We start from the raw sequence: 26,389 nt of genomic DNA, 5'->3' as shown, positions 1-26,389 counted from the left end.
CGGTGCGGCCAGGATTCACCCCGGTCGCCGCCCCGCTCCTTGGACTCTCCAGGGCCGCCGACCGTTTTCGTCCCATCCGTCCCGCCGTCACCCGCGGTGGGACGGGCACCCCGAGGAGGACATGTGCCCCGTTCCCGTACCGCGATCGACTGCCGCAGCCGCCCGGCGCCGGACGCCCGCCCGCGTGTGGCCGTGCCCGCGGACGCCGAGAGCATCGTCCGGCTGCGCTCCGACTACGTCCTGTCCGAGCCCCTGAGCGAGGAGTGGATCCTGCGGTGCACCGAGGAGCTGGCGCCACGGCTCTCGGACGCGGGGGACGCACGGGCGTTCGTCATCGACGGCGGGGACGGGGCGATCGACGCGTGCGCCCTCGGCCTGATCCACCCCGTGCTCCCGGGGCCCTCCTACCCCGAGGGCCTGGCCGCCCGGGTGCACATCGTCGCCACGCGCCCGGACGTCCGGCGCCGCGGCCACGCCCGGGCCGTGGTGTCCGCGCTCCTCGACCACCTGCGCACCGAGCAGGTCACGCTGTTCGAACTCCACTCCAGCGCGGAGGCGGCGCCGCTCTACCGCGAACTGGGGTTCGCGGGCAGTCCGGCACTGATGCGCATGACGGCTCCCTCCGCGCGGACGGCCGTCCCGGGCGTGCGCCGCGGCGAGCCGTCCACGCCGTCGCCGGAGCACTATGCCGAATCCGTTCCCAAGGCCACCCTCTGGGCGTGCTTCTACTTCACCGACGAGGACGACCGGCCGCTCCAGGTGCACTCCGTCTACTCTCCGGCGTACCCGTGGCAGTTGGTCGGCGGCACCATGGACCACGGCGAGCACCCCTGGCAGACGGCCGTGCGGGAGTGTGCGGAGGAGACCGGGATCTCGCCCGCCGGACCGCCTCGGCTCCTGGCCACGGTGTACAGCCCGCCGGGCGGCGGCTGGCCCTACAGCACCATCGGCTGCGTCTTCGACGGCGGCAGACTGACCGCCGGTCAGATCCGCGGCATCACCCTCGACCCGGCGGAACACGACGAGGTACGCGTCCTGCCGCTCACCGACTGGAAGGAGCTGATGCCGCCCGGCGACTACGACCGCCTCATCGCGGTCGCCGAGGCGCGCCGCACCGGCGTGACCGCGTACGTCGAATCCTGGGAATGGGGGAACGGCTGAGCTTCGTCCCGGCGGCCGGCCCACGGCCGGAATCCGGGAACAGTCCCCCGCCGGTCCCGGCCGACGCCGGGGGCGGTCCAGGGTGACGCGGAAGTCGGCGGGCGGCGGGCGTGGTCGAGCTACTCGCGGAGCCGGGTCCCGGTCACGGGACGCACGTCGCCGCTGTCCGCGCCCAGGCCCGCGAGCAGCCGCAGCCCGTCCTCGGCGGGGCTGCCGGGGCCGCGGACAGCACCAGCAGCTCCATGGCCGATTCGTCCGGCAGCGCGAAGTTCTCCTGGTGCAGCTCCAGCAGTCCCACGAGCGGGTGCCGATACGCCTTGCGTCCGTGGGTACGGGCGCGTACGTCCGCACGGGCCCACAGGCGCCGGAAGCGTTCGCTGCCCATCGCCAGTTCGCCGATGAGCGAGGCCAGCCGCGGGTCCTCGGGGTATTTTCCGGCGGCCAGGCGCAGGTGCCCGACCGCGTCGAGGGTGCAGCTCTCCCAGTCCGCGTACAGGCCGCGCTCGGCCTCTTCCAGGAAGATGTGCCGGGCGGTGTTCAGACCCGGCATCGGCCGCCTGTAGAGGAGACCGGCGAGGCGGTTCCCGGCGAGCACGTCCAGGCGGTGGTCCATGATCAGCGCGGGTGCGTCGGCGACCAGGCCGAGGACACGCAGCAGCTCCGGCCTGACCCGCCCGCCCGGTGCCTTGACGCGTCGACGGCGCTGGTGCGCGAGTCGGCAGAGGTGATCGCGTTCGGTCTCGTCGAGGCCGAGGACGCGGGCCAGCGCGTCCAGGACCTGGTCGGAGGGCTGGGTGGCGCGGCCCTGCTCCAGGCGTACGTAGTAGTCGACGCTGACCCCGGACAGGTGCGCGACCTCTTCGCGGCGCAGCCCCTCGACCCTGCGCCGCTTGTCGGTGGGAATGCCCACGGTCGCCGGATCGACCCGGGCGCGCCGGGTCCGGAGAAAGCCCGCGAGATCGTCCATGCCTCTCAGTATCGTCCCGGCGACGCCCCCGAGGGTGGCCCTGCCGATACCAGGAACTCCCGTCCGACGGTGGAGGAACCCCTGAACACCGGGCGCGGTGCGGCCCAGAATCGAAGGGCGCCCGCTGCGAAGGCGCCCGTTTCCGAGGAGTTCCGATGAAGACACTGATCGTCCATGCCCACCCGGAGCCGAAGTCGCTCAACAGCTCGCTGAAGGACATCGCGGTGTCCACGTTGGAGGGCGCCGGACACGAGGTACGGGTGAGCGACCTGTACGCGATGGACTGGAAGGCGGTCGTGGACGCCTCGGACTACGGCCCCGAGGCCTCGAACCCGCTGAAGATCGCCCGGGACTCGGGGAGGGCCTTCGAGGCCGGGGCGCTCACCCCGGACGTGCTCGCCGAGCAGGAGAAGCTGCTGTGGGCCGACACGATCATCCTCCAGTTCCCGCTGTGGTGGTACACGATGCCCGCGATCCTGAAGGGCTGGGTGGACCGGGTGTTCACCTACCGCTTCGCGTACGGCGTCGGTGAGCACAGCTCCACCCGGTACGGCGAGCGCTTCGGCGAGGGCACCCTCGCGGGCAGGCGGGCGCTGCTCTCGGTGACCGTGGGCGGCCCGGAGTCGCACTACGCCGCTCGCGGGATCAACGGCCCCATCGACGACCTGCTGTTCCCGATCCACCACGGCATCCTGTACTACCCGGGCGTCGAGGTGCTGCCGCCGTTCGTGCTGCACAGCGCGGACCAGCTGGCCGAGGAGGACTACGCGAAGGCCGCGGAGGCCTGGAAGCGGCGGCTGCTCACCCTGGAGTCGACCGACCCGATCGCCTTCCGGCGGCAGAACTTCGGCGACTACGAGATCCCTTCACTGCTTCTGAAGGAGGGGCTGGAGCCCGCGGGCCGCACGGGGTTCGGGCTGCATGTGAGCAGCTGACCCCGGCGGCCCGGTCCTTCTTCGGGTGTCAGGAACCGTTCTGCAGCTGCGCGATCACCGTGCCGATGCCGACGCGGGGTCCTCGGTTGTAGGGGAGCTTGGACAGCAGGACGCCCATGGCGCAGGTGTTGCTGAGCGCCGCGTAGGTCAGGCCCGCGCCGACCGCCGTTCCGATGAGGTGGACGCCGGGCACGAAGATGCCGACGAGGCCGGTGGTGAGGACGATCGATCCGGCGACGAGGCGTACCTGGCGTTCCATGTCCCAGCGCTCGGGGCCCCGCAGCACGGGTGCGTCGGCCATCTCCCAGGCGTTCATGCCGCCTTCCAGTACGCGCAGGCCGGGCAGGCCGGCCTTGGCGAGCAGCTGTTCGGCCTGGGAGGCGCGGGCTCCCGAGCGGCAGACGAGCACGGTGTCCGCGTCGAGGTGGGGGCGCAGGTCCGCACGGTGTTCGCGCAGGATGTGGAGCGGAACGTTGTACGCGCCGGGGATGTGGGCGGTGCGGAACTCGGCTGCCGTGCGTACGTCGAGCAGGCGCGGTGCGCGGCCTTCCTCGGTGAGCCCGCGCAGCACGGCGGGGGTGATGGACTGGACGGTGCGCTCGGCACTCATGCATGGCTCCGGAAGGGGTGTGCCCATGAGGGCATGTCGGTGTGAGGGGCGGGGACGACGGGCGGTCAGGCGTCGGTGGTTGCGAGGGCCCAGGCGGCGTAGCCCCCGAGGATGTCGGAGACGTCCTCGAAGCCCCGGTGGCGCAGGAGGCTGGCGGCGATGGACGAGCGGTGGCCACCGGCGCAGTGCAGGACCAGCGGGCGGTCCGCGGGGAGTTCGCCGGCGCGCGCGGGGAGTTCGCTCAGCGGGATGTGCAGGGCCTCGGGGATGAAGCCGACCGCCTGGCGCTCGCCGCAGGCGCGGACGTCCACGACGACGGGCGGGTTGTCGCCCGCGAGGGCGGCCTTCAGGTGCGCGGCGGTGACCCGGCTGGCGGGGGTGACCTCGTCACTCAGTTTCTCGAGGGCGTCCTCGGGGTTGCGGAGGTAGCCCACGGCCCGGTCGAAGCCGATGCGGGCGAGGCGGGTGACGACCTCTTCCTCACGGTTCTGCGGGGCCATCACGAGCAGCTCGTCGGTCGGGGCGAGGACCGTTCCGGCCTGTTCGGCGAAGCGTCCGTCGGCGGGCAGGTTGACGGCGCCCCGGAGGTGCCCGGCGGCGAACTCCTGCGGGTCGCGGGTGTCGACGACGACCGCTCCCTTGGCGCGCAGCTCGGTGAACTCGGCGAGCGCCAGCGGGCGGGCCGCGGCCGTCGCGTCGTAGCGGACCCGGTCCTTGCGGTTGAGGTCGGCGTCGTACGCGAAGTAGCCGGGCGCGGCGGACTGGCCGGCGGTGACGAGCGCGATGAACTCCTCGCGGCTCATGGGGGCGCAGGCGTAGTTGGTGGCGCGCTGCTCGCCGATGGTCGACTGCTTCTCGGTCGAGAGGTTCTTGCCGCAGGCGGACCCGGCGCCGTGCGCGGGGAAGACCCGCACCTCGTCGGGCAGGGCCATCAGCTTGTTCTGGACGCTGTCGTAAAGCATGCCGCCCAGCTCCTCGGCGGTCACACCGACGGAAGCGAGCAGGTCGGGGCGGCCGACGTCGCCGATGAAGAGCGCGTCGCCGGTCAGGACGGCGTACGGGACGGTGTCGTCGGCGTGCTCGTGGACGAGGACGCTGATCGATTCGGGAGTGTGCCCGGGGGTCTCCATGATCTCCAGGACGACGTCCCCGAGGGAGATCCGCTCGCCCTCGGCGAGCTTGCGGATGGGGTATTCGGTCTCGGCACGTCGGCCGTAGCCGATCCAGGCGCCGGTCGCGTCCGCCATCTCCAGGTGTCCTGCGACGAAGTCCGCGTGGAAGTGGGTGTTGATGACTCCGACGACGGTGAGGCCGTGCGCACGGGCGTCGGCCAGGTACTCGGAGACATCGCGGCGCGGGTCGACGACCACCGCCTGCCCGGTCTTCTCGTCGGCGATCATGTACGAGGCCTGGGAGAGGCAGTCGAGGTAGTACTGGGTGAAGAACACGGCGCATTCCCTCCTGAGAAACGCTCACCCGCAGTGGGTGCGAAAGGCTGAATTGGGGGATGTACGGGCCGGGGCGGTGGCGCGCCCGGCGGTCAGGCTGCGGTGCCGGTTGCCAGTGGCCGGCCGGTGCGGGCCCAGCCCGTGGTGCCGCCGGCGACCGAGAGCGCGTCCACGCCATGGGCCGCGAGCCGGTCCGCGGCGCGCAGGCTCCGGTTGCCGGTCGCGCAGATCACGTACACCGTCCGGTCGACGGGCAGCACGTCCAGGGCGGATTCCAGCGCGGACAGCGGTGCACTGTGGACGCCCGGCACATGTCCGGCCACGTACTCGTCGGGCTCACGGACATCAATGACGAACGCGCCGGCGGCCATGTCCGCGGCGAAGCTCTCCAGGTCTACTTCACGCATCGGGGCATCTCTCGCTCTCGGGTACCCCCAGGGGTATTTACGTGTTCGACCGTAAGCCGACCCACACAAGAAGTCAAATACCCCCACGGGTATTCGTCACCACGCGGCATGCTGGGCACCACACCCCGCCAAATATACGGGTAGGGGTATATTGACCTGTGCGTACACAGGACCGCGCCCCGGAACTCCGCCGCCTGCCGCCACCGCTCGTACGCCCGGCCGATCCTTGTCGCGCCCCGCACACCGGCCCCGTCGGGCCGGCGCCCGCTCTCCCGCTACATGCCCTTGAGGACATCCGCCCGTGAATGCCGCCGCCGCGCCAGCTCCACCGGACACCGACGCCACCCGACCCGTACGGCTGGGCCTGCGCGAGAACGCGCTCCAGTTCACCCTGCTGATCGTCATGAACGTGGCCGTCGGCGGCCTGGTGGGCCTGGAGCGCACCACCGTCCCGCTGATCGGCTCCGAGACGTTCGGCCTGACCAGCGACATGGCGGTCTTCTCCTTCATCGTCGCCTTCGGCCTCACCAAGGCGTTCACCAATCTCGCCGCCGGGGCCCTCACCGCCCGCTTCCGCCGCAAGCAGCTGCTCGTGGCGGGCTGGCTGATCGGTGTCCCGGTCCCCTTCGCTCTCGCGTACGCGCCCTCGTGGGGATGGATCGTCGCGGCCAATGTCCTGCTCGGCCTCAACCAGGGCCTGACCTGGTCGATGACCGTCAACATGAAGATCGACCTGGTCGGCCCCGCCCGGCGCGGGCTCGCCACCGGGCTGAACGAGGCCGCCGGATACACCGCCGTCGGCGCGACCGCCCTGTTCACCGGCTACCTCGCCACCGGCTACGGCCTGCGCCCCGTCCCCGAGCTCATCGGCGCCGTCTTCGTGATCGCGGGCCTCGCCCTGACCCTGGTGGTCCGGGACACCGCCGCGCACGCCTCCCTCGAACTCGCCCAGCACGCCGTACCGCTGCCCACCGGCGAGAACACCGGCCTGAAGGCCACGTTCACCCGCACCTCATGGCGCGACCGCTCGCTGCGCGGCGCCAGCCAGGCAGGGCTGGTCAACAACCTCAACGACGGCCTCACCTGGGGCGTCTTCCCGCTTCTCTTCACCGACCACGGGCTCGGGCTCGCCGCCGTCGGCCTCGTCAAGGGCATCTACCCCATCCTGTGGGGCCTCGGGCAGATCCCGGCCGGCCACCTCGCCGACCGCGTCGGCCGCAAACCCCTCGTCGTGACCGGCATGCTCGTCCAGTCGGGCGGTCTCGTCCTCGCCCTCGCCCTCCTCGACCGGCCGCTGCTCGCCGGGATCCTGTCCGCCGTCGCCCTCGGCCTCGGCACCGCGATGGTCTACCCGGCCCTCATCGCCTCCGTCTCCGACCACGCCCACCCGGCGTGGCGCGCCAACGCACTCGGCACCTACCGCTTCTGGAGGGACATCGGCTACGCCGCCGGAGCCCTGCTGGCCGGGGCCCTGGCAGACCGGGTCGGCCTGGACGCCACCGTCGTCGCCGCGGCCGTCCTCACCGCCGCCTCCGGCCTCCTCGCCGCCCGCTGGATCACCGAGCACCGGCCCGGCGCCCGATGAGAGCCGCCGGGCGGGCGCGGTCCGCCCACGGCGCGGGGAGGGATCACTGCTGGGCGCGGCGCTCCAGGTGGATCGCGGTGAACACGGCGACCTTCGCCCGCAGGGCCCAGGGGTCGAAGGGTTTGCTGATGTAGTCGACCGCGCCCGCCGCGTAGCCGCGGGCGGAGTGCTCGGAGTCCACGCCCATCGCGGTGAGGAAGATGATGGGAACGTCACGGTTGCGGGGGCGGCGCTTGATGTGCGCGCACGTTTCGTAGCCGTCCATCTCCGGCATCTGCACGTCCATGATGATGACGGCGAAGTCGTCGTGGTCGAGCAGGGCCTTGAGCGCTTCGCGCCCGGAGGAGACGGTGACGAGTTCCTGGTTGAGGGAGGCCAGCACCGCGGTCATCGCGAGGAGGTTGCCCGGCTGGTCGTCGACGATGAGGATCTTGGGCAGGTCCTGGCGTACCGAGACGGGCAGCGGGGCCGTCGACTCCTCGACGGCCTCCAGCTGGCGTTCGAGCAGGTCGCAGCGGCCCTCGGCCGCGATCCGCAGCTCCTGTGCCTCGCGGAGTTCCGCGCTCAGCCGCTGCACGTCGAGCCGCAGCGCGTTGCGTTCCTGGAGGAGGCCCGATACGTCGGGGTGGGCCGCCGCCAGTTCGTCGGCCCGTCTCCGTTCGGCGATGCGGTCGGCCTCCAGCTGGCTGAGGCGTACCTCCAGGTCGGCGATGCGGTGCGTACGGTCCAGCAGTGCGTCGCCCAGGACGTCGCCGCGGACGCTCGACCTGCGGGAGACCCGGTCGGCGTCGGCGAGCTGCTGCTCCAGGATCTCCACCGCGTGCCTGGGCGAGGCCCCGGCGTCGACGGCCGCCCCGTACAGCCCGCGTACGAACTCGATGGCATCGGTGGTGATCGCCGCTCCGCGGTGTTCGGCGAGATCGGCGAAAAGGTCCGTGATCACCTGCCACGGAGGTAAGCGGGTGCCGTTCAGGTAGCGCGAGAACGTTCCCGGATCGCGCCGGCGCCGGGCCGCGTACCGGCGTACCGACACGTCCATCCCTTCGAACAGCTCCCGCAGGGCCTGGGCGAGCGCACGGGACGTGTCGGTGAGCTCGTCACCCAGCGGTCGCAGCTCACCCACGTCCGTCACCCCGCCCGGCGTCGGTGCCCGAGCGGTCGCGCCGCCGGCCCTGGCCGGCCTCGCCGCCGACGAGGCGGTCGAAGAAGGGGACCGCCAGTCCCGCGGCGCCGAGCGCCGCGAGCAGGCTGCGCGGGGTGCCTTCCCCCGCCAGTGCGGTCAGGCCGCCGGCCGTGGCGCCGACGAGCAGAGCGAGCAGAAACACCAAGGTCGCTCTCAACGAGAGCAGCGGCCGGTCCACCCGGACCTCCATGTGTTCGACCCATCACGGGGATGGGGAGCCTGTCACCCGTCCGGTGGATCGCGGAAGGGGAATCACAGGATGGAGGATGCCGGGGCCGTTGCGCTCCGCAATCGGGTGTCGGACGCAACGGTTGCCTCGTTGCCACTCCGCGTCATCGGTCCGGCCGTCGAGGTTCCGGCTGATCAGAGGGGTGGCATCGGTGCACGGCACGGAACTGTTGCGGCGCAACGGTTCCACGGGCCGCAACGCGCGTTCGAGCCCTTTCGCACGAAAGGTCCGGGGGCTTCCGGTCAGGGATTTCCGGTCAGGGGCGCAGGATCAGCCGGATCGGGTCGCCGACCTTGTTCTCCAGCCGCCGCACCGCCTCGGCGGCCTCCGCCAGCGGGAGCTCGCCGCTGATCGACCCGGAGAAGTCCAGTCGGCCGCCCTGGAGCAGGGTCAGCAGCTGGGGCAGCGCGACCGGCATGTCGGAGCCGTAGTGGCCGAGGATCTGCTGCTGGAGATAGCTGAAGCGGGTGCCGTCGGTGACGGTCAGCGGCCGGTCGGTCAGGCCCACGAGCACGAGTCGCCCCTTGGGCGCGAGGACCGACAGCGCCTGTTCGCGGACGGCCGGGACACCGGCGAAGTCGAAGGCGGCGGCGAGCCCCGCTCCACCGGTGGCCCCGCCGATCCGCTCACGCAGCTCCGGGTCCGCGGGGTCGAGCGCGAGGTCCGCGCCCTGGGCGAGGGCGCGCTCGCGGGCGACGGGATTGGGGTCGACGGCGACGACGGGGCACGCGCCCACGGCACGCAGCAGCTGGACGGCATGGACACCGAGTCCGCCGACGCCCCAGACGCCCACGGCCTCGGCGGGCTTCACGGCGCCCGTGACGGTGATCGCGCCCCAGGGGGTGGAGACCGCGTCCGGGATGATCGCGCCCTGGTCGAAGGGGATGGCCGCGGGGAGCTCCGTGAGGGCGCCCTCGGCGGAGAGCGCGTACTCGGCCCAGCCGCCGTCGTAGTCCACACCCCGGGTGTACGTGACGCCGCCGCGGACCTCGCCCGCGTACAGCACGACCCGCTGTCCGGGGGTCCAGCGGGTGACACCGGGTCCGGTCTCCGCGATGGTGCCGGACACCTCGTGCCCCAGGGTGACCGTGTCGCCGCTCAGCAGCAGCGGGGTGAGGGTGCCGTCGATGAGGTGGACGTCCGACAGGCAGACGCCGGCGGCCTCCACCTTCACCAGGACCTGCCCGGGACCGGGGGCGGGCTTCGCCACTTCCTCGATCCGCAGCGTACGGCTGGGTACGTGCAGCCGGGCGGCGAGCATCTGCTCCATGACATGGCCTCCTTGGCATGGCGGCGACCCCGGGACTTCGAGCCTCGTAACGCAAGTCGCCTTGCAATGAAACGTACGTCCGGCTTCCACATAAAGCAAGTGCACCTGCGTTAGGGTGGGGCATGACCCCGTCCGACCCGAACACCCCGCCCCTGCGCCGCCGCGGGGCCCGCATGCGCTCCGCCGTCCTCTCCGCCACGGTGGACGTCCTCACGGAACACGGACTCGCCGGGACCACCGTCGGCGCCGTCGCCCGCGCCGCCGGGGTCCACGAGACCTCCGTCTACCGGCGATGGGGCAGCCGCGAGAAGCTGATCCTGGAAGCCCTGAGCGAGCAGCTCGACGCGGCGATGCCCGTCCCGGACACCGGGCGTGTCCGGGACGACCTCACCCTCTACTTCGGCGCACTGGCACGGCTGCTCGCCACGCAGCAGGGCGAGGCCCTGCTGCGACTGAGCGCCGAGCGCGACGACACCCTGCCGGACCGCCGCCTCGACTACTGGACCGAGCGCCTCGAACGCGGCGCCGTCATGGTCCGCCGGGGCGTCGAGCGCGGCGAGCTCGCACCGGACACGGACCCCGGCCTCGTCATCGAGGCGATCAGCGGCGCCCTGTTCACCCGCGCCCTCATCAGCGGCGCCCCGCTCGACGAGCGACTCGCCGAGCGACTCGTCACCCTCGCCCTCACCGGCTCACTCCCCGACTGAACTCCATACCCCCGAGGGGTACTTGACGCATGAGCGTCCGGCGCCCTAACCTAGTCGCACGATACCCCCTAGGGGTATAGGCGATCTAGGAGGAGACCACTATGTGCACCACTTCCGCCGTATCGCAGAGCGCCCCCGCCGTCGTCCGCGCGGGCACGGGTGACGGCACACTGCCCGACTGGCATCTGCGGGGCGAGTGGTTCGACGTGTGCAGCTGCGCGCTGCCCTGCCCCTGCACGTTCGCCCAGGCACCGACCCACGGGGACTGCCTCTTCACGCTCGTCTGGCAGGTGCACGAGGGCCACTTCGGGGATGTGCGCCTGGACGGTCTGGGCGTGGTGGCCCTGGGGGAATTCGCCGGGAACATGTGGGTCGGCGACCCGGACGCCACGATGAAGGTGATGCTCTACATCGACGCCAAGGGCGACCAGGCCCAGCGTGACGCACTGGAGCAGATCTTCGCCGGCCATGTGGGGGGCTGGCCGGGGCAGTTCGGCTCGCTCATCAGCGAATTGCGCGAAGTGCGCTACGCACCGGTCCAGTTCGACGCCGCCGAGGACCTCTCCTACTGGCGGGCCAGCGTCGCCGACTCCGTCTCCGTCGGCGCGACCGCCCTCACCGGCCCCACGGCCGATCCTTCCCGCCGCGTCCAACTGGTCAACGCCCCGGGTGCCGAGGTCGGCCCCGGCCAGATCGCCACCTGGGGGGTCGTCGAGAGCGACCACGCGGAAGGCTTCGACTTCTCCCACGAGTACCACGGGGGGTCCAGCAAGCACTTCCCGTTCGACTGGCGTCCCTGACCTCGGGGCGCACCCCCGGCGCGGCGGTCCGCTCCTCCCCGAGGGCCGGGCCGCCGCGGACCGGGAGTGCGCCGAGCGGCCGACGGCGCCCGGGAAGGCGGGCCGGTGGTGAAGGCCGAGGCACAGGAGGCCGCCGCTGTCACAGCGCCCGCGCGTCTCCCGTGACGACGGGCCGCCGTCACGAGGCGCGGGGTCATCCCGAGGAGTCGGAGCCTCCGCCGCCCGAGGACGATCCGCCGAGCGCGCGCTCCAGGGTGCGGGCCTCGTCGGCCAGTCGGAGCGTGACCGGCTCGCGTCCGTAGCCGGCCGCCTCGAGGCGGCCGGACATCTCCGTCAGGAGCGAGGCGAAAGTGCGCACGTGGACCCGGGCCGCGCTGCGTGAACGCCGCTCCAGGCCGGACTCCAGGTCCCGGCGCACCTGTACCCGGAGGTCGGCGGACAGGCCCGAGCGGTCGAGGTGGCGCAGGAGACGGTCGGCCGCGTAGCGGACCTCGTCGAGCAGGCGGACCTCACGGTCCGGGATGAAGCCCACGTCCGTCGCCGCGACGCTGCGCAGAAAGCTGGTGTGGGAGTAGCTGGGCACCAAGGCGTCCGGAGAGGGGCCCGGCCCAGGCAGGCCGGAGGCCGGGCCCGTTCCCTCGCAGTGCAGCGCCGGGCGGAAGCACGGGTGCACGTGAAGCTCGTCGTCACCCGGCTGCATCGGCAGCACGGTGGTCCCCGCGTACACGACCTCGTCGTCCCGTCCCACCCCGAGAAAGCCGATGGCGAAGAGCACCTCCAACACCGATTGCTCGTTGAGGAGTTCGGTGTAGTCGTCGAAGTTGTCGTGGAGGGAGTCGCGCACCGCGGCAAAGCGCTCGTTGAAGGTGTCCCGGCGCATCCTGAAGCTTCCGTACTCGAACAGGACGAAAACCTGGCGCAGAAAGGGGAATCCCACGTTGTACTCACGGGCCAGGTCGTCAAGTTTCAGCAAGGAGAATTGCTGGGTGGCCGTCAGGACGTCGGCCTCGTGGATCGTTGCGTGGCCGCGTGCCGAGGCGACGTCCCGGCAGCGTGTGAGGTACTGGATGGCGTCACGAGGGCGCGGCAGGCAGCGTTCGGTGAGATAGTCGGGGGTCAGCACACCGCATACGGTGGCAGGGAAGATCTCGCCCCACAGCGCGGCATCGCTCAGCTGACGCCCCAGAGAGATCCGGGCGCGGGTGAGCGCAACGTCGTGCAGGGCCTCCGGCGTCCAGGCGATGTGCATCTCGTCGCTGCGGAACTTGTCCTTGTCGCTGAAGTTCAGTGTGTCGTAGATGTCGGAGCGGATGAACAGCACGCAACGCACCGCCGATCCGTACATCCGCGCGGCGTGCTTGGCCGCCATCAGCAGGCCGGTGACCAGGGCGTGGCTGTCGGGGTCGGCCTGCCAGACCAGTTCCAGCTGATCGACCAGGACCAACAACGGCGGGTGCCCGGCTTCGGCGCATTCCAAAGCGGTGAGTGCCGACCGGACACCCGTCTCCAGGGCATCGAGCTGGCGCATGGCGCGGGCTCCCTCGGACCGGGTTTCCGCGGGCGCCTCCCCTGTCTGCACACTGGCTTCCACGCCGAACATCTTCACTGAGAGGGCCGCCGACTGCAGCCGTCCGGCACCACGGCTGATCAGGTCCGTGAGGCGGGCATCGGCGTCCTCTCCGTTGGCATGGAGGAAATCACGCAGGGCCCGCGCGGCGGGCGGGATCCGGAACCACCCCCGGTGATCTTCGCCCGAGTGCCGGACGAGGTGGCGGGCGGCCTGGACAGCGAAGAGATAGCGCCAGATCAGCGACTTCGCGGTGTCCGAGGTGACCCCCTGGAGATCGAAGCGCCGGATCACATCGCCCGCCGCGTTGTCCGGCGCGATCTGTGTCGTGGGACCGCTGTAGACCTGACCATGGGCGAGCTGTGCGCAGATGGCGCTCTTGCCCGAGCCCTTTCGCCCGATGACCAGGGACTTGCGCCCGGCGAGAGCCGCTTCGTAGGCGAGCGTCTGCTGGAAGCCCTGCCTCAGCAGGCCGTCGGCGTAGTCGTGTTCGGCATCGTCACGCCCGAAGAACAGATGGTGTACGGGCCCGCCCCGCTGGTCCACGATGTTCACACCCTGCCGTCGGCCCGCATCAGTTCCATCAGACTAGCCTTGCCGCACCACGTCGACGGGGTTCTGCGGACAATGCGGAGAGAAGACACAAGCGGCCTCCGATCGAGCGGGAACGGGAGCGGGAGCGGAATGAGTGAACAACCGGACGCCGGCAGCGATCCGTTCGCCAGGATGCACGACTCTCTGCACAGCATGGACAGCGCAGTCGATGCGGTGGAATCAGAGGTCCGGGGTCTCTGCGGTGACGTCGCAAAGCTCCGGAGCGACATGCGGTCGGTCTCCGCCGAGCTGGCCGATGTCTCACACACGGTGGAACGTGTCGAAGGATCAGTTCTTCAATTGGTCAGCCAGTTCAACACGTTCACGGATCAGTACGCCAAGGATCAGGCACGGATAGCGGCAGAGGCCGAGCTGTCCCGGCTGACCCTTGAATGGCACGCCCGGTTCGAGCAGCGTCGGCAGACGCGCGCGCTCGCCCACGGACTCGTCAGCGAGCTCACCAAGTATGCCCTGGAACGTGGCGTGCTGGACAAGGACCTGGTCTCCGCCTGCGCGCAGAACCGCATGCTCATGGACCCCTCGTTCTGGCTGGGCCCCGCAGTCGTGGCGCTGGCCTCCCGGCATCTCGACAAGGCGAGACTGATGCACCACGCCCGGTCCTTGGCGTACTCCCGCGACATGAACCGGTCCAATCTCTTCTTCCTTCTGACCTGTACGCGCACGGGCGACCTGGACGAAGCCGCCTACTGGATGGACAAGTACCTGCTCTCGATCGATCCGTACGCCCTGGACGAGAACTTCCAGGTCGTGCTCGACGCCGTCGCCTGCGGCGAATTGGGGGAACGTGCGCATCTCGCCGCCCGCCAGGCCACGCACAAGTGGCTCGACCGCCTCGACCTCGCCGGCCGGGTGTCCTCGACCACCGAGCAGGTGGCCCAGCACATGAGAGACCTTGCTCCGGAACTCCCGGAACAGAACTACGGAGAGCTGCGTCAGGCGTACACCGGCGACTGGGACGCGCTCCGCCGAGGCTGGGAGGAGGCCTCCGTGTCCGAAGCCACCCTCGGCCACCTGCGCTCGGCTTTTCCCGGTGCGTCGGGTTCCGAGTCGGTGGGCCACGCGGCGAGCGCCCTGGACTCCCTCATCGACCGCCACGACCCCGAGGAGGCCGCGCTCGCGTCACGGATCCGCTACCTCAGGACGGTCGTCGAACACGGTGGCGACACGGAAGCGGCACACGCGGAGCACACGGCGGCCCTGGCCGCGCAGGAGCCGGTCGATCTACAGAAACTCCTGGTGAACGCCGTCTTCGTGCCTGACTCCGTGCGGCTGGGAGAGGAGGCTCGGCAGCTGGCGCTGCAGGCGCTGTGGCCGCAGATCATGAAGGCGTCCGGGACCTGCGAGAGGCGCTCCCGTCTCCTGCTTCCCGCCGAGTTCGACGTCGCTTGGGGGCAATGGGAACAGACGCTCCCCTCCGACCCCGATGTCACGGTCCCCGAGGACCCGCTGCTCGACGAAGCCCGGGAAATCGTCCAGGAGCTCACACGGCAACGGATCGAGGCCGTGCGGCACCGCCCTGTCCGGCTGGTGGCCTCGATCTGCCTGGTCACGGCGGGCAGCGTCACCGCGTTCGCCGCTCCGCGCGGCCCGTTCCTGACGTCCGTGCTCGCCGTCACGGTCGCCGCCCTCATCTGGCTGATCATCGAGTGGGGTCGTGTTCCCGCCCTCAAGCAGGAGCTCGGCCAGCAGGGCCGCGAGGAACTGCGCTCCGTCACCATCGGCCTGGAGCGGATGCTGGACCAACGTGTCACCTTCTTCGCCGCATGGCACGAGAATCTCGCCACGACGCCCCACCTCGAAGCATGGCCGCAGAAGACGTGGCAGGGCGCAGAAGCGGAGGGAACATGAAGGACACGCATGGAGCCGGCCGACCTTCCCATTCCGCACACGAATGGCCCGGACCAGCCACCGAGTTCATCGGACCCGGCCAGCGCTTCAGATTGATCAGCCATCTCGGCAGCGGTGGATTCGGCGATGTGTGGAAGGCGCAGGACAAGGAACTCGCGCGTGACGTGGCATTGAAATTCCTGGCGCTGGACAAGCTGGCCGGACCTCGTTCGAGCGCCGAGCGGAGCGCGCGGGTGCGTGAGCGGTTCGCTCGCGAGAGTCTCGCGGCGGCCAAGGTGGACAGTTCGTACGTCGCCTCGATCCACGACAGATATCTGAGCGAGAGCCCTCCATTTCTCGTCATGGAGTATGTCGACGGCCAACCCCTGGCCGCCTATCTGCGCCCCACGCCGCTCACGCTCGCCCGAACGTGTCGGTGGAGCAGACAGATCGCGCAGGGCCTCGCCGCCGCCCACGACCAGAACGTCGTGCACCGGGATGTCAAACCCGGCAACATCCTCATCCGCGAGACGGACAGCGACGTGCGCATCGTCGACTTCGGGCTGTCCCGATTCGTCGATGCCACGGAGACACACACCATTACGGGGACACCGCTGTACATGTCACCGGAGCGATGCCGGGCCGAGGCGGGTGACGCGCGCAGCGACCTGTATTCCCTCGGCTGTGTGATGTACGAAATGGTCACGGGAATGCCGCCGTTCGGTGATGAACGCGCCGACCCGATCGCTCTCGCCCGGGCACACGAGGAACGCACACCGCGGCCGCCCGGAGCACAGGGTGTTGACATCCCGGAGCCGCTGGAAGCGCTGATCATGGATCTGCTGGCCAAGGACCCTCTGCGGCGCCCGGAGAACGCACGGACTGTCGTCCACGCCATCACGAGCACCGAGGATCTGCTCGACCGACGCTCCGGCAAGGCGGGGCCGCATCGGTTCGGCCCCACGCCCCTCTCGTACGCCCAACCGTCCCTCCGGCCGGCTCCCGACAGCGGGTTCGGCGACCGGCTGAGCGCCGCGGAGCTGGCCGTGCGCAGGCTCACGAGAGAACACGGGCGGGACCACCACCTCGTCATCGCGGCACGGATGGAGCTGGCCGAGCTGACCGGGGACAGCGGAGATCCCCGCGGGGCCGCCACCCTGTACGACCGGCTGGGCCGTGACTGCGCGGAGTGGTACGGCCGGGCACATCCACGCACGCTGGACGCCTTCACCGAGATGGCGCGCTGGATCCACGACGGGAGTCGCGGGAATCCCTGAGGGCTGCCCGAGGACCTCGGCTCATCGGGCCGGGGCACATCTCGGCGCTCTCGCGGCAACGGCGTACCGGCCGAGCGTGTGAAGCAGCGGCATCAACCACGACGGGGCACCGGGGAAGCCGGCGCGACCCGGGCTCACCCGACAGTGTCGCGCCCGCTCCGGCCCGGGATCAGGTGGTGGGGCGGCTCGCCAGGTACTCGGTCAGGCCCTCGCCGGTGAGCGGGTAGTAGTCGGACAGGCGGCCGCCCTCGTCGAGGCGGCGGCGGGCGAACTCCTCGCGGTCCTGATGCAGCAGGGAGTCCTCGGCGAGCGGGATCGCGTTCTGCTGCGGGACGACCACGGCACCGTCCTCGTCCGCGACGATCAGGTCGCCGGGCGTCACCAGGGAGCCGCCGACCCCGACCGGCACATTGAAGGCGGACGGGAACAGGTCGGTCTGCGAGGCATAGTGCGGGGTGACTCCGGTGCACCAGACGGGCACGCCCAGGGCGCGGATCCGGGCGGCGTCACGCACCCTGCCGTCCACCACGATCCCGGCGCCGCCGCGCAGCTTGAAGTACCGCACCAGCATGTCGCCGAGACAGCCGGTGAAGTGGCTGCCGAAGGCGGAGACGACCAGCACGTCACCGGGCCGGATGGATTCCAGGACGCCCCACAACGCGGTCTTGCGCTCGATGTCCTCCTGCTCCGCACCGTTGAAGACGTCCTCGCGCTGTGGCAGGAACTGCAGGGTCACGGCACCGCCGGTGACCTTGACGTCCGGGTCGCGGTGCAGTGGCACCGGGCCGTCGATGAAAGTCCGGGTGATCCCCACCTGGTGCAGCTTCGCGCAGGCCGTCGCGGCGCTCACGTTCTTCAGCGCGTCCACCATCTGCGCGGTGGGCCGTACGTAGTCCGAGGTGTGGACCGGCGCTCGCATCGACTCGTAACTGCGGGTCCGCTCCTTCCCGTTGCTGGGGGACTCCCCCGTCGACGGCGCTTCCTGGTCCCGAATCGGGTGCATGCCCGTGCCCTTCCGCGTGCTCGCCGCACGCAACGCCAGTGACATCATCGCCTATCGATGGTAGATAACAGCCAATCGATTAGTGATGTCAATGCGTCAGGAGCCTTCCGTGACCGGTGCTTCTCCCCGAATCCCTGACTGCGGCGACTGGTTCGAGGCGGCACGCTTCGGGCTGTTCGTCCACTTCGGCCTGTACAGCCTCGCCGCCCGGCACGAATGGGTGCGCAGCCGGGAGGCCATGCCCCAGCAGGAGTACGACCGTTATCTGCGCCGCTTCGACCCCGATCTCTTCGATGCCCGGCAACTGGCACGTACGGCACGGGAGTCGGGCATGCGGTACGCGGTGCTGACCGCCAAGCACCACGACGGATTCTGCCTGTTCGACTCGGCGCTCACCGACTACACCTCGGTCCGGGCGACCGGCCGCGACCTGGTGCGCGAGTTCGTCGAGGCGATGCGCGCGGAGGGGCTGCGGGTCGGCCTGTACTACTCGCTGCTCGACTGGCACCACCCCGAATTCCCGGTGGACGAGCACCATCCGCTGCGTGGCACCGGGGCCCACGACGAACCCCGTGACATGGCGCGCTACCGGGCCTACATGGAGGGACAGATCCGTGAACTCCTCACCGGGTACGGCGAGATCGATCTCCTCTTCTTCGATTTCAGCTATCCGGAGAAGGGCCCTGGGGAGTGGGGCGCCGAGCGGCTGATGGCGCTGGCGAAGGAGTTGCGGCCCGGCATCCTCGTCAACGACCGGCTCGGTATCCCCGGTGACTATGTGACGCCCGAGCAGTACCAGCCCGACCGGCCGCTGGAGCGGGGCGGCGAGCGGGTGCGGTGGGAGGCCTGCCACACGCTGAACGGCTCCTGGGGGTACGACCGGGACAACCACGACTACAAGGACCCCGCACTGCTGGTCCGGATGCTGGTGGAGTCCGTCGCCTGCGGCGGCAATCTGATCCTGAACGTCGGCCCCACCGGCCGCGGCGCCCTGGAGCCCCGGGCCCGTGCCACGCTCGGGGCCATCGGCGAGTGGACCGCGCTGCACGCGCGGTCCGTGCACGGCGCGGGGCCGAGCGCGCACCGCCCGCCCGCGAACGCCCTGTACACGCAGTCCGGCAACCGGCTGTACCTGCACCTGCTGGCCTGGCCGCTCAAGCATCTCCATCTGCCGGGACTGGCCGGGCGGGTGCGGTACGCCCAGCTGCTGCACGACGGCTCGGAGATCCGCTTCCAGGAGCTGGACGGCGCGCGGCACGAGCACAACAACCTCGCGCCGCCGGACCAGCCGGCCGGGACGCTCACCCTGACCCTGCCGATCACGCGCCCCGATGTGCTGCTGCCGGTGATCGAGCTGGAGCTGGACGGGGAGGAATGAGCTCCGTGACGGGGCCCCTGGGAACCTGCCTCGCGGCGGTGCTCGGCGCCGCGGACGATGCCGGACTGGCACGGCTGCTCGGCGCCCCGGCCGCCCGGACCGGGGTGCCGGACATCGACTGCCGCGAGGTGTGGGACGCGATCCCGGTGGCGGCACGGGAGCGGGTACTGGCCGAGGCCGGGGCGGAGCTCGGACGGCCGGAACCGCGGCTCTCCGCCGGGGCCTGGGCCCGCGCCTTCCGCGACGGGGACCGCGGGGCGTACGAGGACGCCGCGTGGGCACTGCAGGAGCGGGTGTCGCTGCTGGCCCTGGCGGCGGTGCTGGCCGACGAGCCGGCCGACGCCGCCGGGGCTCCCGGGGCCTGCCCCTTCCTGGACGCCGCGATCGACGGGCTGGTGGCGTTCGCCGAGGCCAGTACGTGGTGCTGGGCGCCGCACGACCGCTTCGCGGCAGAACGCGGTGAGCTGGTGCCCGATCCGGACGCCCCCTTTCTCGACCTGGGGGCCGCCGAGGTCGCCTCACTCTTCGCCTGGGCGGATCACGCCCTGGGCCCGCGCCTCGACCGCCGGATGCCGGGACTGCGCCGCCGGCTGCGCCGGGAGGTGGAGCACCGGGTACTGCGGCCCTTCGAGCGCCGCCGGGACTGGCGGTGGATCGGTGCCGAGGGCGGCGCCAACAACTGGAACCCGTGGATTCACGGCGCCGTGCTCGCCGCCGCGCTGCTGCTCTGCGAGGACGACGCCCGACGGGCCCGGCTGGTGCGCCTGGTCGTGGCGGGGCTGGACCACTACGTCGTCACGCTCCCCGACGACGGGGGCATCGACGAGGGGATCGCCTACTGGTGGGTGGGCGCCTGCCGGCTGCTGGAGATCCTCGATCTGCTGGCCGGGGTGGGCGGGCCCGCCCTGGACGCCCGACGGCTGCCGGTCCTGGGCGAGCTGCTGAAGTACCCGCAGCGCATGCATCTCGGCGACGACTGGTACGTGAACGTGGGCGACGCCCCGGCCCGGCTCTCCGCCGGACAGCCCTGGCAGGTCCCCTTCCGCTGGGGCCTGCGGCTCGGACAGCCCGGCACGGCCGCCCACGCCCTGGCCGGGGCCCGACGGCAGCACGACCCCGCGCCGCCGCGCGCCGGGCTCGGCCGGGCCCTGACCGCGCTGGCCGACGAACGCTGGTGCCGCGCGGTCGTCGCCGACCCCCCGGGGCCCGCGGCGGAGGGGCCCGCCACACCACCGGCCCCCTCCGCTCCGTGGCTGACCGCGCACACCTGGCTCCCCCGGCTCCAGATCCTGCTGGCCCGCGAGCGGGCGTCCAGCACGCAGGGGCTCGCGGTCGCCGTGAAGGCCGGGCACAACGGCGAGCACCACAACCATCTGGACGTCGGCACCTACTGGGTGGCGGCGGACGGGCGGCCCCTGGTGGTGGACGTCGGCCGTCCCACGTACACCGCGCGGACCTTCGGGCCGGACCGCTACGACAAGTGGCCGTTCCGCAGCGACTGGCACAACGTCCCCGAGCCGGGCGCCCCGCAGCGGCCGGGCCCCGACCACCGGGCCCGGGACGTACGCGTCGAACTCGGCCCCGACGCCGCCGGGATGACCGCCGAGATCAGCGGGGCCTACCCGTCCGGCACGCTCACCCGCTGGCACCGCACGGTCCGCCTGCTGCGGGCCGACGGGGAGGCGGACGCGCGGGTGAGCGTCGAGGACCGGTGGGAGGGCGCCGGCGCCGGCGTGGCGCTCCATCATGTGCTGGCCGGTCAGGTCACGTACGGGGACGGCTGGGCCACGGTCACCGCCCCCGGAGGCAGCGGCCTGATGATGCGCTGGGATCCGCGCGCCGCGGACGTCGATGTCGTACGCCGGGAACTCGACGACCCGGTACTGAAGCGGAGTTGGGGCGATCATCTGAGCCGACTGACGCTCATGGTGCACTCCCCGGCGCCCCAAGGGCTCTTCACCGTGCGGTGGTTGCCGCACCGCCCCGTCCGACCGGAGCATCAGAAACCGACCGCAGAGGTTTGCGGCAGCACTCTTGAAGATGCGGAGTGCCACCCCTAGCATCAGCAATCGATAGACGATAGGAACAGGGGCGAGAACCTCACCCGTCTCCATCTCATCGCATCGCACCATCCCCGCCGGGCGTTCCTCCTCCAGGTACGCCCGCGGACCCCCGCCGCCGCTCCACCAGGGGCTCCGCGGCTGAGCATCACCTATCGATTATTCACGACTACGCAACGGAGCGTGTCCCATGAAAACAGTGTGGCGCCGTACCTGCGGACTCGCCTTGGCTCCTTTGGTGATGGTCTCCGCCGTCGCCTGCGGCGGCGGATCCGACCAGGCCTCGGAGGGCACGACCCTCCGCGTCATCGTGAACATCACGCCGAACCTGACGGAGAAGTACTGGAACGACCTCTTCGCCAAGTACGAGAAGGCCAACCCCGGTGTGAACATCAAGCTCGAACTCACCGGCACGATATCCGCCGACGCGAAGCTCCGGCAGGACCTGGCCGCGGGCGACCCGCCGGACGTCGCCCAGCAGATCATTCCGAGCGCCGAGACCGCCCAGCTCTTCGCCGACCTGTCCGACCAGGACTGGGCCGCGAAGACCCCGCTGGCCGACCAGTACACCCTGGACGGCAAGCGCTACGTCGCCGGTGTGGGCGAGCAGATCCAGTCCCTCGTCTTCTACAACAAGGCCGCCTTCGAGAAGGCGGGCGTCGACGCCACCAAGATCCGGACCATGGCCCAGTTCACCACGGCCATGGGGGATCTGAAGAAGGCGGGCTACAAGCCGCTCCAGACCTCCGGCCAGTGGGTCACCGGCGGGCAGTTCTCCATGATGGCCGACGCCGGGGTGCTCACCGCCGACCCGGACTGGACCGCCAAGCGCAAGGCCGGCAAGAACTCCTTCGCCAAGAGCGACTACCTGTCCTACTTCCAGGCCTACAAGAGCTGGATCGACAAGGGCTACCTGGAGAAGAGCGCGCTCGGCCTCACCTACGCGGACGGCCAGACGAACTTCCTCAACGGCAAGTCCGCGATGTACATGATGGGGTCGTTCTTCGTGCCCGCCGCGGACGCGGCGAAGAAGAGCGACGAGGTCGGCGTGTTCACCATGCCCACCGACGGGGCCTACCCGTCCGGACAGTTCGGCAACCTCTCCAACCCGTACGTCGTGGTGAACAAGTCCCGGCACAAGGCCGAGGCGATCAAGTTCGTGAAGTGGGCAACCACCGACCCGGAGGCCATCAAGAGCCAGCTCGCCTCGGACGGCAACCTGCGCAGCGGCTTCACCTACGAGACGTCCAGCCTCGGCACCGCCGTGCAGCAGATCCTGGACAAGGCGCCCTCGGTGCTCGTGAAGTCCGGTGACCGCCAGCCGATCGCCGGGTTCAGCGACGAGCTCAACAAGCAGGTCCAGTCCCTGTACACGGGCTCGTCCCCCGCGGACGCCGCCGATGGATTGGACAAGTGGTGGAACTCGCAGGGCTGAACCAGGGACGGACGCAGCAGCGACGGGTGAGGCTGCGCGAGTCGGCCGTGTCCCTCGGGATGATCGGCCCGGCCGTCCTGCTCTACACCGTGATGACCGTGGTCCCGGTGGGCGTCGCGATCTACCTCAGCCTCACCGACTGGGACGGCTTCTCCACCGCGGCGTTCATCGGGTTCGACAACTACAAGCACCTGTTCGACGACCCGAGCTCCTCGGACGCCTGGTACGTGACCGGACTGATCGCGGTGGCGGGCACCGTGCTCATGGTCGGCCTGGGGCTGGTGTACGCACTGGCCCTCAAGGGCCGCTCCCGCTCGAACTCGTTCTTCCGGGCCGTCGCGTACTTCCCGCACGTCATCAGCGCGCTGATCCTCGGCTACCTGTGGGCGGCGATCCTCGGCACCAACGGCGCCATCAACAACACGCTGGCCAAGTTCGGGATCGAGCCCGTCGGCTTCCTCTTCGACGAGACGTTCGCCCTGGTCTCGCTGATCGCGGTGATCGTGTGGGCCGGGTTCGGCTTCAACGTGGTGCTGTTCGTGGCCGCCCTCCAGACGGTCCCCGCCGAACTGCTGGAGGCCGCCGCGCTCGACGGGGCGTCCAGGCGGCAGATCAACACACGGATCGTGATCCCCATGATCGCGCCCGTGGTCACCGTGGCGACGGTGCTGAACCTGGTGGGCCTCATCCGGGCGTACGACATCGTGGTCAGCCTCACCGGCGGTGGGCCGGCCGGCTCGACGCAGACGTTCACGTACCTCATTCTCGCCCGTTCCTTCGAGGGCACCAAGGTCGGGTACGCGACCGCGCAGGCGGTGTTCCTGATGGTGGTGTCCGCCGCGCTCGCCCTCCTCGTGACGGCGCTGCGCAACCGTCAAGACCAGGCCGCGACAGGTCAGTAAGGAGCCGGTGGTGGTGGTACTAGAGGCAGAGGTCCGCGAGAGGGCCAAGGCCCGCCCGGCCAAGGGTGACGACACCCGGGACACGGAGGACAAGGAGCCGCGCTCACCGGTGCGGCGGGTCCTGCTCGGCGTGCTCTTCGTCGTCATGATCGTGCCGATCTACCTGCTGGTGGTCAACGCGTTCAAGTCCCAGCAGGACATCCTCGACAACCCGTTCTCGATTCCGCTGGACGGGCTGACCTTCGAGCACATGTCGGCCGCGATCAACAGCCCGCAGTTCAACGTGATCGGCGGATACGGCTTCACCCTGTTCCTCGTCGTGATCGTGGACGTGCTGTGCATCCTGCTCGCGGGTCCTGCCGCGTACGCGATCGCGCGCAGTCTGAAGCGGCGTACGCAGCTGGTGCTGCTGTACTTCCTGGCCGGTACGTTCATCCCGGGCGCAGCGGTGATCATTCCGGTGATCTACGTGCTGCGCGAGATCGGTCTGGCGAACACCGTGACCGGTCTGGTCGCGCACGACGTGGCGTCCACGCTGCCGGTGAGCATCTTCCTGTTCGTCGGCTTCATCCGCACCATCCCCGTGGACATCGACCACGCGGCGACGATCGACGGAGCGGGCCGGTACCGGACGTTCTGGTCCATCATCTTCCCGCTGATGCGTCCCGCGGTCGTCACGGTGCTCATCCTCAACTCGATCGGGATCTGGAACGACTTCGTCTCCCCCCAGATCCTGCTCAGCCCGTCATCCGGGCACTACACGGTCACGACGGCGATCTACGCCGGCATCAGTCAGTACTCGACCGACCTGACGAAGGTGTTTCCCAACCTTCTGCTCGCCGTCGCGCCCGTCGTCATCTTCTTCATCTACATGCAGCGCCACATCATCAGCGGTCTCACCGTCGGCGCCGTGAAGGGATGAACCGGGAAGGGACGACCGGGTTCGACCTCCCCGTCCGAGAAAGAGCCGAGAGAAGAGAAAGGACCACAGCGTGATGAGGAGTTGGAGGCCACGGCCCCGCAGCGGGGCCTGGTCCGCAGCCGCCCTGCTCACATCCCTGATGGTGGTGGCGGCCGGCAGCCCGGCCGTCGCGCAGCCGGACCGGGCCCGGTCGGGGCAGACGTACTACGTCTCGCCCTCGGGCCGCGACCAGGCCGGGGGCAAGACCCGGACCTCCGCGTTCGAGCACATCCAGCAGTGCGCCGACGTGATGGTCCCGGGCGACACCTGCCTGATCATGACCGGTACGTACGAGGAGACCGTCGTCCCGGCCCGCTCCGGCACCGCCGCGCAGCCGATCACCTACCGCGCCGCTCCGGGGGCCGAGGTGACGGTGAGCGGCGCGTCGAAGGTCGGCGGCTTCCGGCCGGTCACCGCCGCCGACGTCACGAAGATCGCCGAGTCCGACCCGTTCGCGGCGGACTCACCGTTCAGCGAGGCGGTGGCGGCCGGGAACGTGTACAGCACCGACGTCGACCTCGGCCAGGACGTAACCACCGTGCAGGTGTTCACCGACAAGAAGATGGGCATCGAGGCCCAATGGCCCTACCCGGGTCTCGACCTGCTCTCCCCCACTCTCCAGTACGCCGGTGCGGGCAGCGCGGAAGCCACCGTCACCGACCCGGCCCTGACCCGCCCGGCGGGATACTGGAACGGCGCCCGCGCCCTCACCGGCTACTGGTACATCTCGGCCACCACCACGGTGAAGAGCTCCGCCGTGGGCTCGGTGACGCTGAACGAGGCACCGCCCTGCGTCCACAAGGTCGTGCCCAAGGAGACCCGCTACGCACTCTCCGGCAAGATCGGCGAACTCGCCCGCCCCGGTGAGTGGTTCTACGACCCGGCCGCCAAGCGTCTGTTCGTGTACTCCACCGACGACCCCAACGGCCACACGGTCGAGGCCAAGCGCCGCACGTACGGCTTCGACCTGGCGAGCGTCGGCCACACCACGGTCCAGGGCGTCGGCCTGTTCGCCACCACCGTGCGCACCGGCGCCACCAGCACCGGCGTCACCCTGGACGGCATCACCGGCCGCTACCTGTCGCACTACACGGACATCACCCGGGGCGCGACGGACTGCGGCTCCACGGTCACCCGGGGCGTCGGCGACACCGGCATCGTCCTCGACGGCACCTTCAACAAGATCGTCAACAGCGATCTGGCGCTGAGCGCCGGGAACGGCATCGCGCTGCGCGGGCAGAACAACACCGCGACGGACAACGTGATCCGTGACGTCGACTACATGGGCACCTACGCGGCGGGCATCGCCGTCCAGGGCAACAGCCAGACGGTCACCCACAACACCATCGCCGACGTCGGCCGCAGCGGCATCAACCTCCAGTGGAACGAGGTGGAGGGGCTCACTCCCGGCAAGGACGTGATCGCGTACAACGACATCTCGGGGTACGCCCGCCTCAGCCTCGACGTCGCCGCGATCTACACCTGCTGCAGCGCGTGGATGATGGGCACCTCCATCGACCACAACGTGCTGCACGACCCGAAGCCCGCCACCACCCTCACCACCTTCGGGATCTCGGGGGTCTACGCGGACAACGGCCAGAGCGACCTGGTGATCGCGAACAACGTGGGCTGGGGCAACCGCGAGGGCACGGTGATGCTCAACGGCCTGGGCACCGGCTCGCACAACAACGGTGTGTACAACAACACCGGCGGGATGACGTTGTTCTACGTGAAGGAGCCGAACGCGTCGACCGGCACCAAGATCTACAACAACGTCGGCGAGATCCGGGGACTGGCCGGCGCGACCGACGGCGGGCTGGTGCTCTCCAACAACCTGCCCACGGGAACCGATCCGCTGTTCGTCGACGCGGCGAAGCACGACTTCCGGCTGAGCGCGCAGTCCCCCGCGCGCAACCAGGCGATACCGCTGCCGGGGATCAACGACGGCTCCACGGACGCGACGCCGAGTCTGGGGGCCTACCAGTACGGGGCCCCCATGTGGAGCGCGGGCGCCCGTAGGTAACCGCGCAGGAAACGGCTGTGGGCCCGGTCCGGAGATCCC

Annotated in this window: 21 protein-coding genes and 1 pseudogene; 13 read left to right on the top strand and 9 right to left on the bottom strand. The window is 70.5% G+C overall.

Annotation, left to right across the window (positions count from 1 at the left end; all coding sequences use genetic code 11):
* The first annotated feature begins 123 nt into the window (after nucleotides 1-123).
* On the top strand, nucleotides 124-1,161 hold the full coding sequence (locus tag ACFCV8_RS16080; RefSeq protein WP_376685964.1) for a GNAT family N-acetyltransferase: 1,038 nt from the start codon (nucleotides 124-126) through the stop codon (nucleotides 1,159-1,161).
* A 119-nt stretch (nucleotides 1,162-1,280) separates the two neighbouring features.
* On the opposite strand, the pseudogene ACFCV8_RS16075 reads toward ACFCV8_RS16080, so the two are convergent.
* Nucleotides 1,281-2,128 (bottom strand): annotated as a pseudogene (locus ACFCV8_RS16075) (helix-turn-helix transcriptional regulator).
* A gap of 155 nt (nucleotides 2,129-2,283) precedes the next feature.
* Between ACFCV8_RS16075 and ACFCV8_RS16070 the strand changes: the two are divergent.
* Nucleotides 2,284-3,063, top strand: a complete 780-nt coding sequence (locus ACFCV8_RS16070; RefSeq protein WP_376685963.1) for an NAD(P)H-dependent oxidoreductase — start codon at nucleotides 2,284-2,286, stop codon at nucleotides 3,061-3,063.
* Between the two features lie 28 nt (nucleotides 3,064-3,091).
* On the opposite strand, the gene ACFCV8_RS16065 is transcribed toward ACFCV8_RS16070, so the two are convergent.
* From ACFCV8_RS16065 to ACFCV8_RS16055, 3 genes are all read right to left on the bottom strand, one after another.
* Nucleotides 3,092-3,673, bottom strand: coding sequence for a rhodanese-like domain-containing protein (locus tag ACFCV8_RS16065; RefSeq protein ID WP_376685962.1), 582 nt, complete (start codon nucleotides 3,671-3,673; stop codon nucleotides 3,092-3,094).
* Between the two features lie 65 nt (nucleotides 3,674-3,738).
* A complete protein-coding gene (locus tag ACFCV8_RS16060; RefSeq protein ID WP_376685961.1) occupies nucleotides 3,739-5,121 on the bottom strand; it encodes a rhodanese-like domain-containing protein in 1,383 nt (460 codons plus the stop codon).
* 92 nt (nucleotides 5,122-5,213) lie between these two features.
* A complete protein-coding gene (locus ACFCV8_RS16055) occupies nucleotides 5,214-5,528 on the bottom strand; it encodes a rhodanese-like domain-containing protein (RefSeq protein WP_376685960.1) in 315 nt (104 codons plus the stop codon).
* Between the two features lie 301 nt (nucleotides 5,529-5,829).
* Between ACFCV8_RS16055 and ACFCV8_RS16050 the strand changes: the two genes are divergently transcribed.
* Nucleotides 5,830-7,113, top strand: a complete 1,284-nt coding sequence (locus ACFCV8_RS16050) for an MFS transporter (protein ID WP_376685959.1) — start codon at nucleotides 5,830-5,832, stop codon at nucleotides 7,111-7,113.
* Nucleotides 7,114-7,156: 43 nt separating this feature from the next.
* Here ACFCV8_RS16050 and ACFCV8_RS16045 read toward each other — a convergent pair whose 3' ends face one another.
* The 3 genes from ACFCV8_RS16045 to ACFCV8_RS16035 form a co-directional block, all read right to left on the bottom strand.
* Complete coding sequence (locus ACFCV8_RS16045; protein WP_376685958.1) at nucleotides 7,157-8,236, bottom strand: response regulator; 1,080 nt, start codon at nucleotides 8,234-8,236, stop codon at nucleotides 7,157-7,159.
* Nucleotides 8,229-8,486 carry a hypothetical protein gene (locus tag ACFCV8_RS16040; protein ID WP_376685957.1) on the bottom strand — a complete coding sequence of 86 codons (258 nt, stop codon included), beginning with the start codon at nucleotides 8,484-8,486 and terminating at the stop codon, nucleotides 8,229-8,231. The genes ACFCV8_RS16045 and ACFCV8_RS16040 overlap by 8 nt, the downstream gene beginning before the upstream one ends.
* 295 nt (nucleotides 8,487-8,781) lie before the next feature.
* Entirely contained in the window at nucleotides 8,782-9,795 is a 1,014-nt protein-coding gene (locus ACFCV8_RS16035) for a zinc-binding dehydrogenase (protein ID WP_376685956.1), read from the bottom strand.
* 122 nt (nucleotides 9,796-9,917) lie between these two features.
* Here ACFCV8_RS16035 and ACFCV8_RS16030 point away from each other — a divergent pair, with 122 nt between their 5' ends.
* Both ACFCV8_RS16030 and ACFCV8_RS16025 read left to right on the top strand, forming a co-directional pair.
* Nucleotides 9,918-10,502, top strand: a complete 585-nt coding sequence (locus ACFCV8_RS16030; protein WP_376685955.1) for a TetR/AcrR family transcriptional regulator — start codon at nucleotides 9,918-9,920, stop codon at nucleotides 10,500-10,502.
* A 101-nt stretch (nucleotides 10,503-10,603) separates the two neighbouring features.
* Nucleotides 10,604-11,302, top strand: a complete 699-nt coding sequence (locus tag ACFCV8_RS16025) for a DUF1326 domain-containing protein (RefSeq protein WP_376685954.1) — start codon at nucleotides 10,604-10,606, stop codon at nucleotides 11,300-11,302.
* A gap of 193 nt (nucleotides 11,303-11,495) precedes the next feature.
* Here the strand turns inward: ACFCV8_RS16025 and ACFCV8_RS16020 are convergent, their stop codons facing one another.
* Complete coding sequence (locus tag ACFCV8_RS16020) at nucleotides 11,496-13,415, bottom strand: P-loop ATPase, Sll1717 family (RefSeq protein WP_376685953.1); 1,920 nt, start codon at nucleotides 13,413-13,415, stop codon at nucleotides 11,496-11,498.
* Nucleotides 13,416-13,763: 348 nt separating this feature from the next.
* On the opposite strand from ACFCV8_RS16020, the gene ACFCV8_RS16015 reads away from it, so the two are divergent.
* Both ACFCV8_RS16015 and ACFCV8_RS16010 read left to right on the top strand, forming a co-directional pair.
* Nucleotides 13,764-15,332, top strand: coding sequence for a hypothetical protein (locus ACFCV8_RS16015; RefSeq protein WP_376685952.1), 1,569 nt, complete (start codon nucleotides 13,764-13,766; stop codon nucleotides 15,330-15,332).
* Between the two features lie 92 nt (nucleotides 15,333-15,424).
* Nucleotides 15,425-16,588, top strand: coding sequence for a protein kinase (locus ACFCV8_RS16010; RefSeq protein ID WP_376685951.1), 1,164 nt, complete (start codon nucleotides 15,425-15,427; stop codon nucleotides 16,586-16,588).
* 169 nt (nucleotides 16,589-16,757) lie between these two features.
* Here the strand turns inward: ACFCV8_RS16010 and ACFCV8_RS16005 are convergent, their stop codons facing one another.
* Nucleotides 16,758-17,591: a ribonuclease activity regulator RraA gene (locus ACFCV8_RS16005; protein ID WP_376685950.1), complete on the bottom strand. Its 834-nt coding sequence runs from the start codon at nucleotides 17,589-17,591 to the stop codon at nucleotides 16,758-16,760.
* A gap of 91 nt (nucleotides 17,592-17,682) precedes the next feature.
* On the opposite strand from ACFCV8_RS16005, the gene ACFCV8_RS16000 reads away from it, so the two are divergent.
* From ACFCV8_RS16000 to ACFCV8_RS15975, 6 genes are all read left to right on the top strand, one after another.
* Complete coding sequence (locus ACFCV8_RS16000; protein WP_376685949.1) at nucleotides 17,683-18,969, top strand: alpha-L-fucosidase; 1,287 nt, start codon at nucleotides 17,683-17,685, stop codon at nucleotides 18,967-18,969.
* Nucleotides 18,966-21,029, top strand: coding sequence for a heparinase II/III family protein (locus ACFCV8_RS15995; RefSeq protein WP_376685948.1), 2,064 nt, complete (start codon nucleotides 18,966-18,968; stop codon nucleotides 21,027-21,029). The genes ACFCV8_RS16000 and ACFCV8_RS15995 overlap by 4 nt, the downstream gene beginning before the upstream one ends.
* 190 nt (nucleotides 21,030-21,219) lie before the next feature.
* Entirely contained in the window at nucleotides 21,220-22,464 is a 1,245-nt protein-coding gene (locus tag ACFCV8_RS15990; RefSeq protein ID WP_376685947.1) for an ABC transporter substrate-binding protein, read from the top strand.
* Nucleotides 22,443-23,366 carry a carbohydrate ABC transporter permease gene (locus tag ACFCV8_RS15985; protein WP_376685946.1) on the top strand — a complete coding sequence of 308 codons (924 nt, stop codon included), beginning with the start codon at nucleotides 22,443-22,445 and terminating at the stop codon, nucleotides 23,364-23,366. The genes ACFCV8_RS15990 and ACFCV8_RS15985 overlap by 22 nt, the downstream gene beginning before the upstream one ends.
* Nucleotides 23,367-23,376: 10 nt before the next feature.
* Nucleotides 23,377-24,288: a carbohydrate ABC transporter permease gene (locus ACFCV8_RS15980; protein ID WP_376685945.1), complete on the top strand. Its 912-nt coding sequence runs from the start codon at nucleotides 23,377-23,379 to the stop codon at nucleotides 24,286-24,288.
* Between the two features lie 73 nt (nucleotides 24,289-24,361).
* Nucleotides 24,362-26,350: a right-handed parallel beta-helix repeat-containing protein gene (locus tag ACFCV8_RS15975; protein WP_376685944.1), complete on the top strand. Its 1,989-nt coding sequence runs from the start codon at nucleotides 24,362-24,364 to the stop codon at nucleotides 26,348-26,350.
* The last annotated feature ends 39 nt before the right edge of the window (nucleotides 26,351-26,389 follow it).

Source organism: Streptomyces sp. NPDC056347 (assembly GCF_042262625.1).
Classification (GTDB): Bacteria; Actinomycetota; Actinomycetes; order Streptomycetales; family Streptomycetaceae; genus Streptomyces.
Note: the sequence above shows the minus strand (reverse complement) of the source record. Positions and strands in the feature narration are given on the sequence as shown.

What these genes read in the sequence shown, in the direction of transcription:
- ACFCV8_RS16055 (WP_376685960.1), bottom strand. Translation starts at nt 5,528, where the DNA reads ATGCGTGAAGTAGACCTGGAGAGCTTCGCCGCGGACATGGCCGCCGGC.
- ACFCV8_RS16030 (WP_376685955.1), top strand. Translation starts at nt 9,918, where the DNA reads ATGACCCCGTCCGACCCGAACACCCCGCCCCTGCGCCGCCGCGGGGCC.
- ACFCV8_RS16070 (WP_376685963.1), top strand. Translation starts at nt 2,284, where the DNA reads ATGAAGACACTGATCGTCCATGCCCACCCGGAGCCGAAGTCGCTCAAC.
- ACFCV8_RS16025 (WP_376685954.1), top strand. Translation starts at nt 10,604, where the DNA reads ATGTGCACCACTTCCGCCGTATCGCAGAGCGCCCCCGCCGTCGTCCGC.
- ACFCV8_RS15975 (WP_376685944.1), top strand. Translation starts at nt 24,362, where the DNA reads ATGAGGAGTTGGAGGCCACGGCCCCGCAGCGGGGCCTGGTCCGCAGCC.
- ACFCV8_RS16040 (WP_376685957.1), bottom strand. Translation starts at nt 8,486, where the DNA reads ATGGAGGTCCGGGTGGACCGGCCGCTGCTCTCGTTGAGAGCGACCTTG.
- ACFCV8_RS15990 (WP_376685947.1), top strand. Translation starts at nt 21,220, where the DNA reads ATGAAAACAGTGTGGCGCCGTACCTGCGGACTCGCCTTGGCTCCTTTG.
- ACFCV8_RS15995 (WP_376685948.1), top strand. Translation starts at nt 18,966, where the DNA reads ATGAGCTCCGTGACGGGGCCCCTGGGAACCTGCCTCGCGGCGGTGCTC.
- ACFCV8_RS16035 (WP_376685956.1), bottom strand. Translation starts at nt 9,795, where the DNA reads ATGGAGCAGATGCTCGCCGCCCGGCTGCACGTACCCAGCCGTACGCTG.
- ACFCV8_RS16000 (WP_376685949.1), top strand. Translation starts at nt 17,683, where the DNA reads ATGCGTCAGGAGCCTTCCGTGACCGGTGCTTCTCCCCGAATCCCTGAC.
- ACFCV8_RS16065 (WP_376685962.1), bottom strand. Translation starts at nt 3,673, where the DNA reads ATGAGTGCCGAGCGCACCGTCCAGTCCATCACCCCCGCCGTGCTGCGC.
- ACFCV8_RS16005 (WP_376685950.1), bottom strand. Translation starts at nt 17,591, where the DNA reads ATGCACCCGATTCGGGACCAGGAAGCGCCGTCGACGGGGGAGTCCCCC.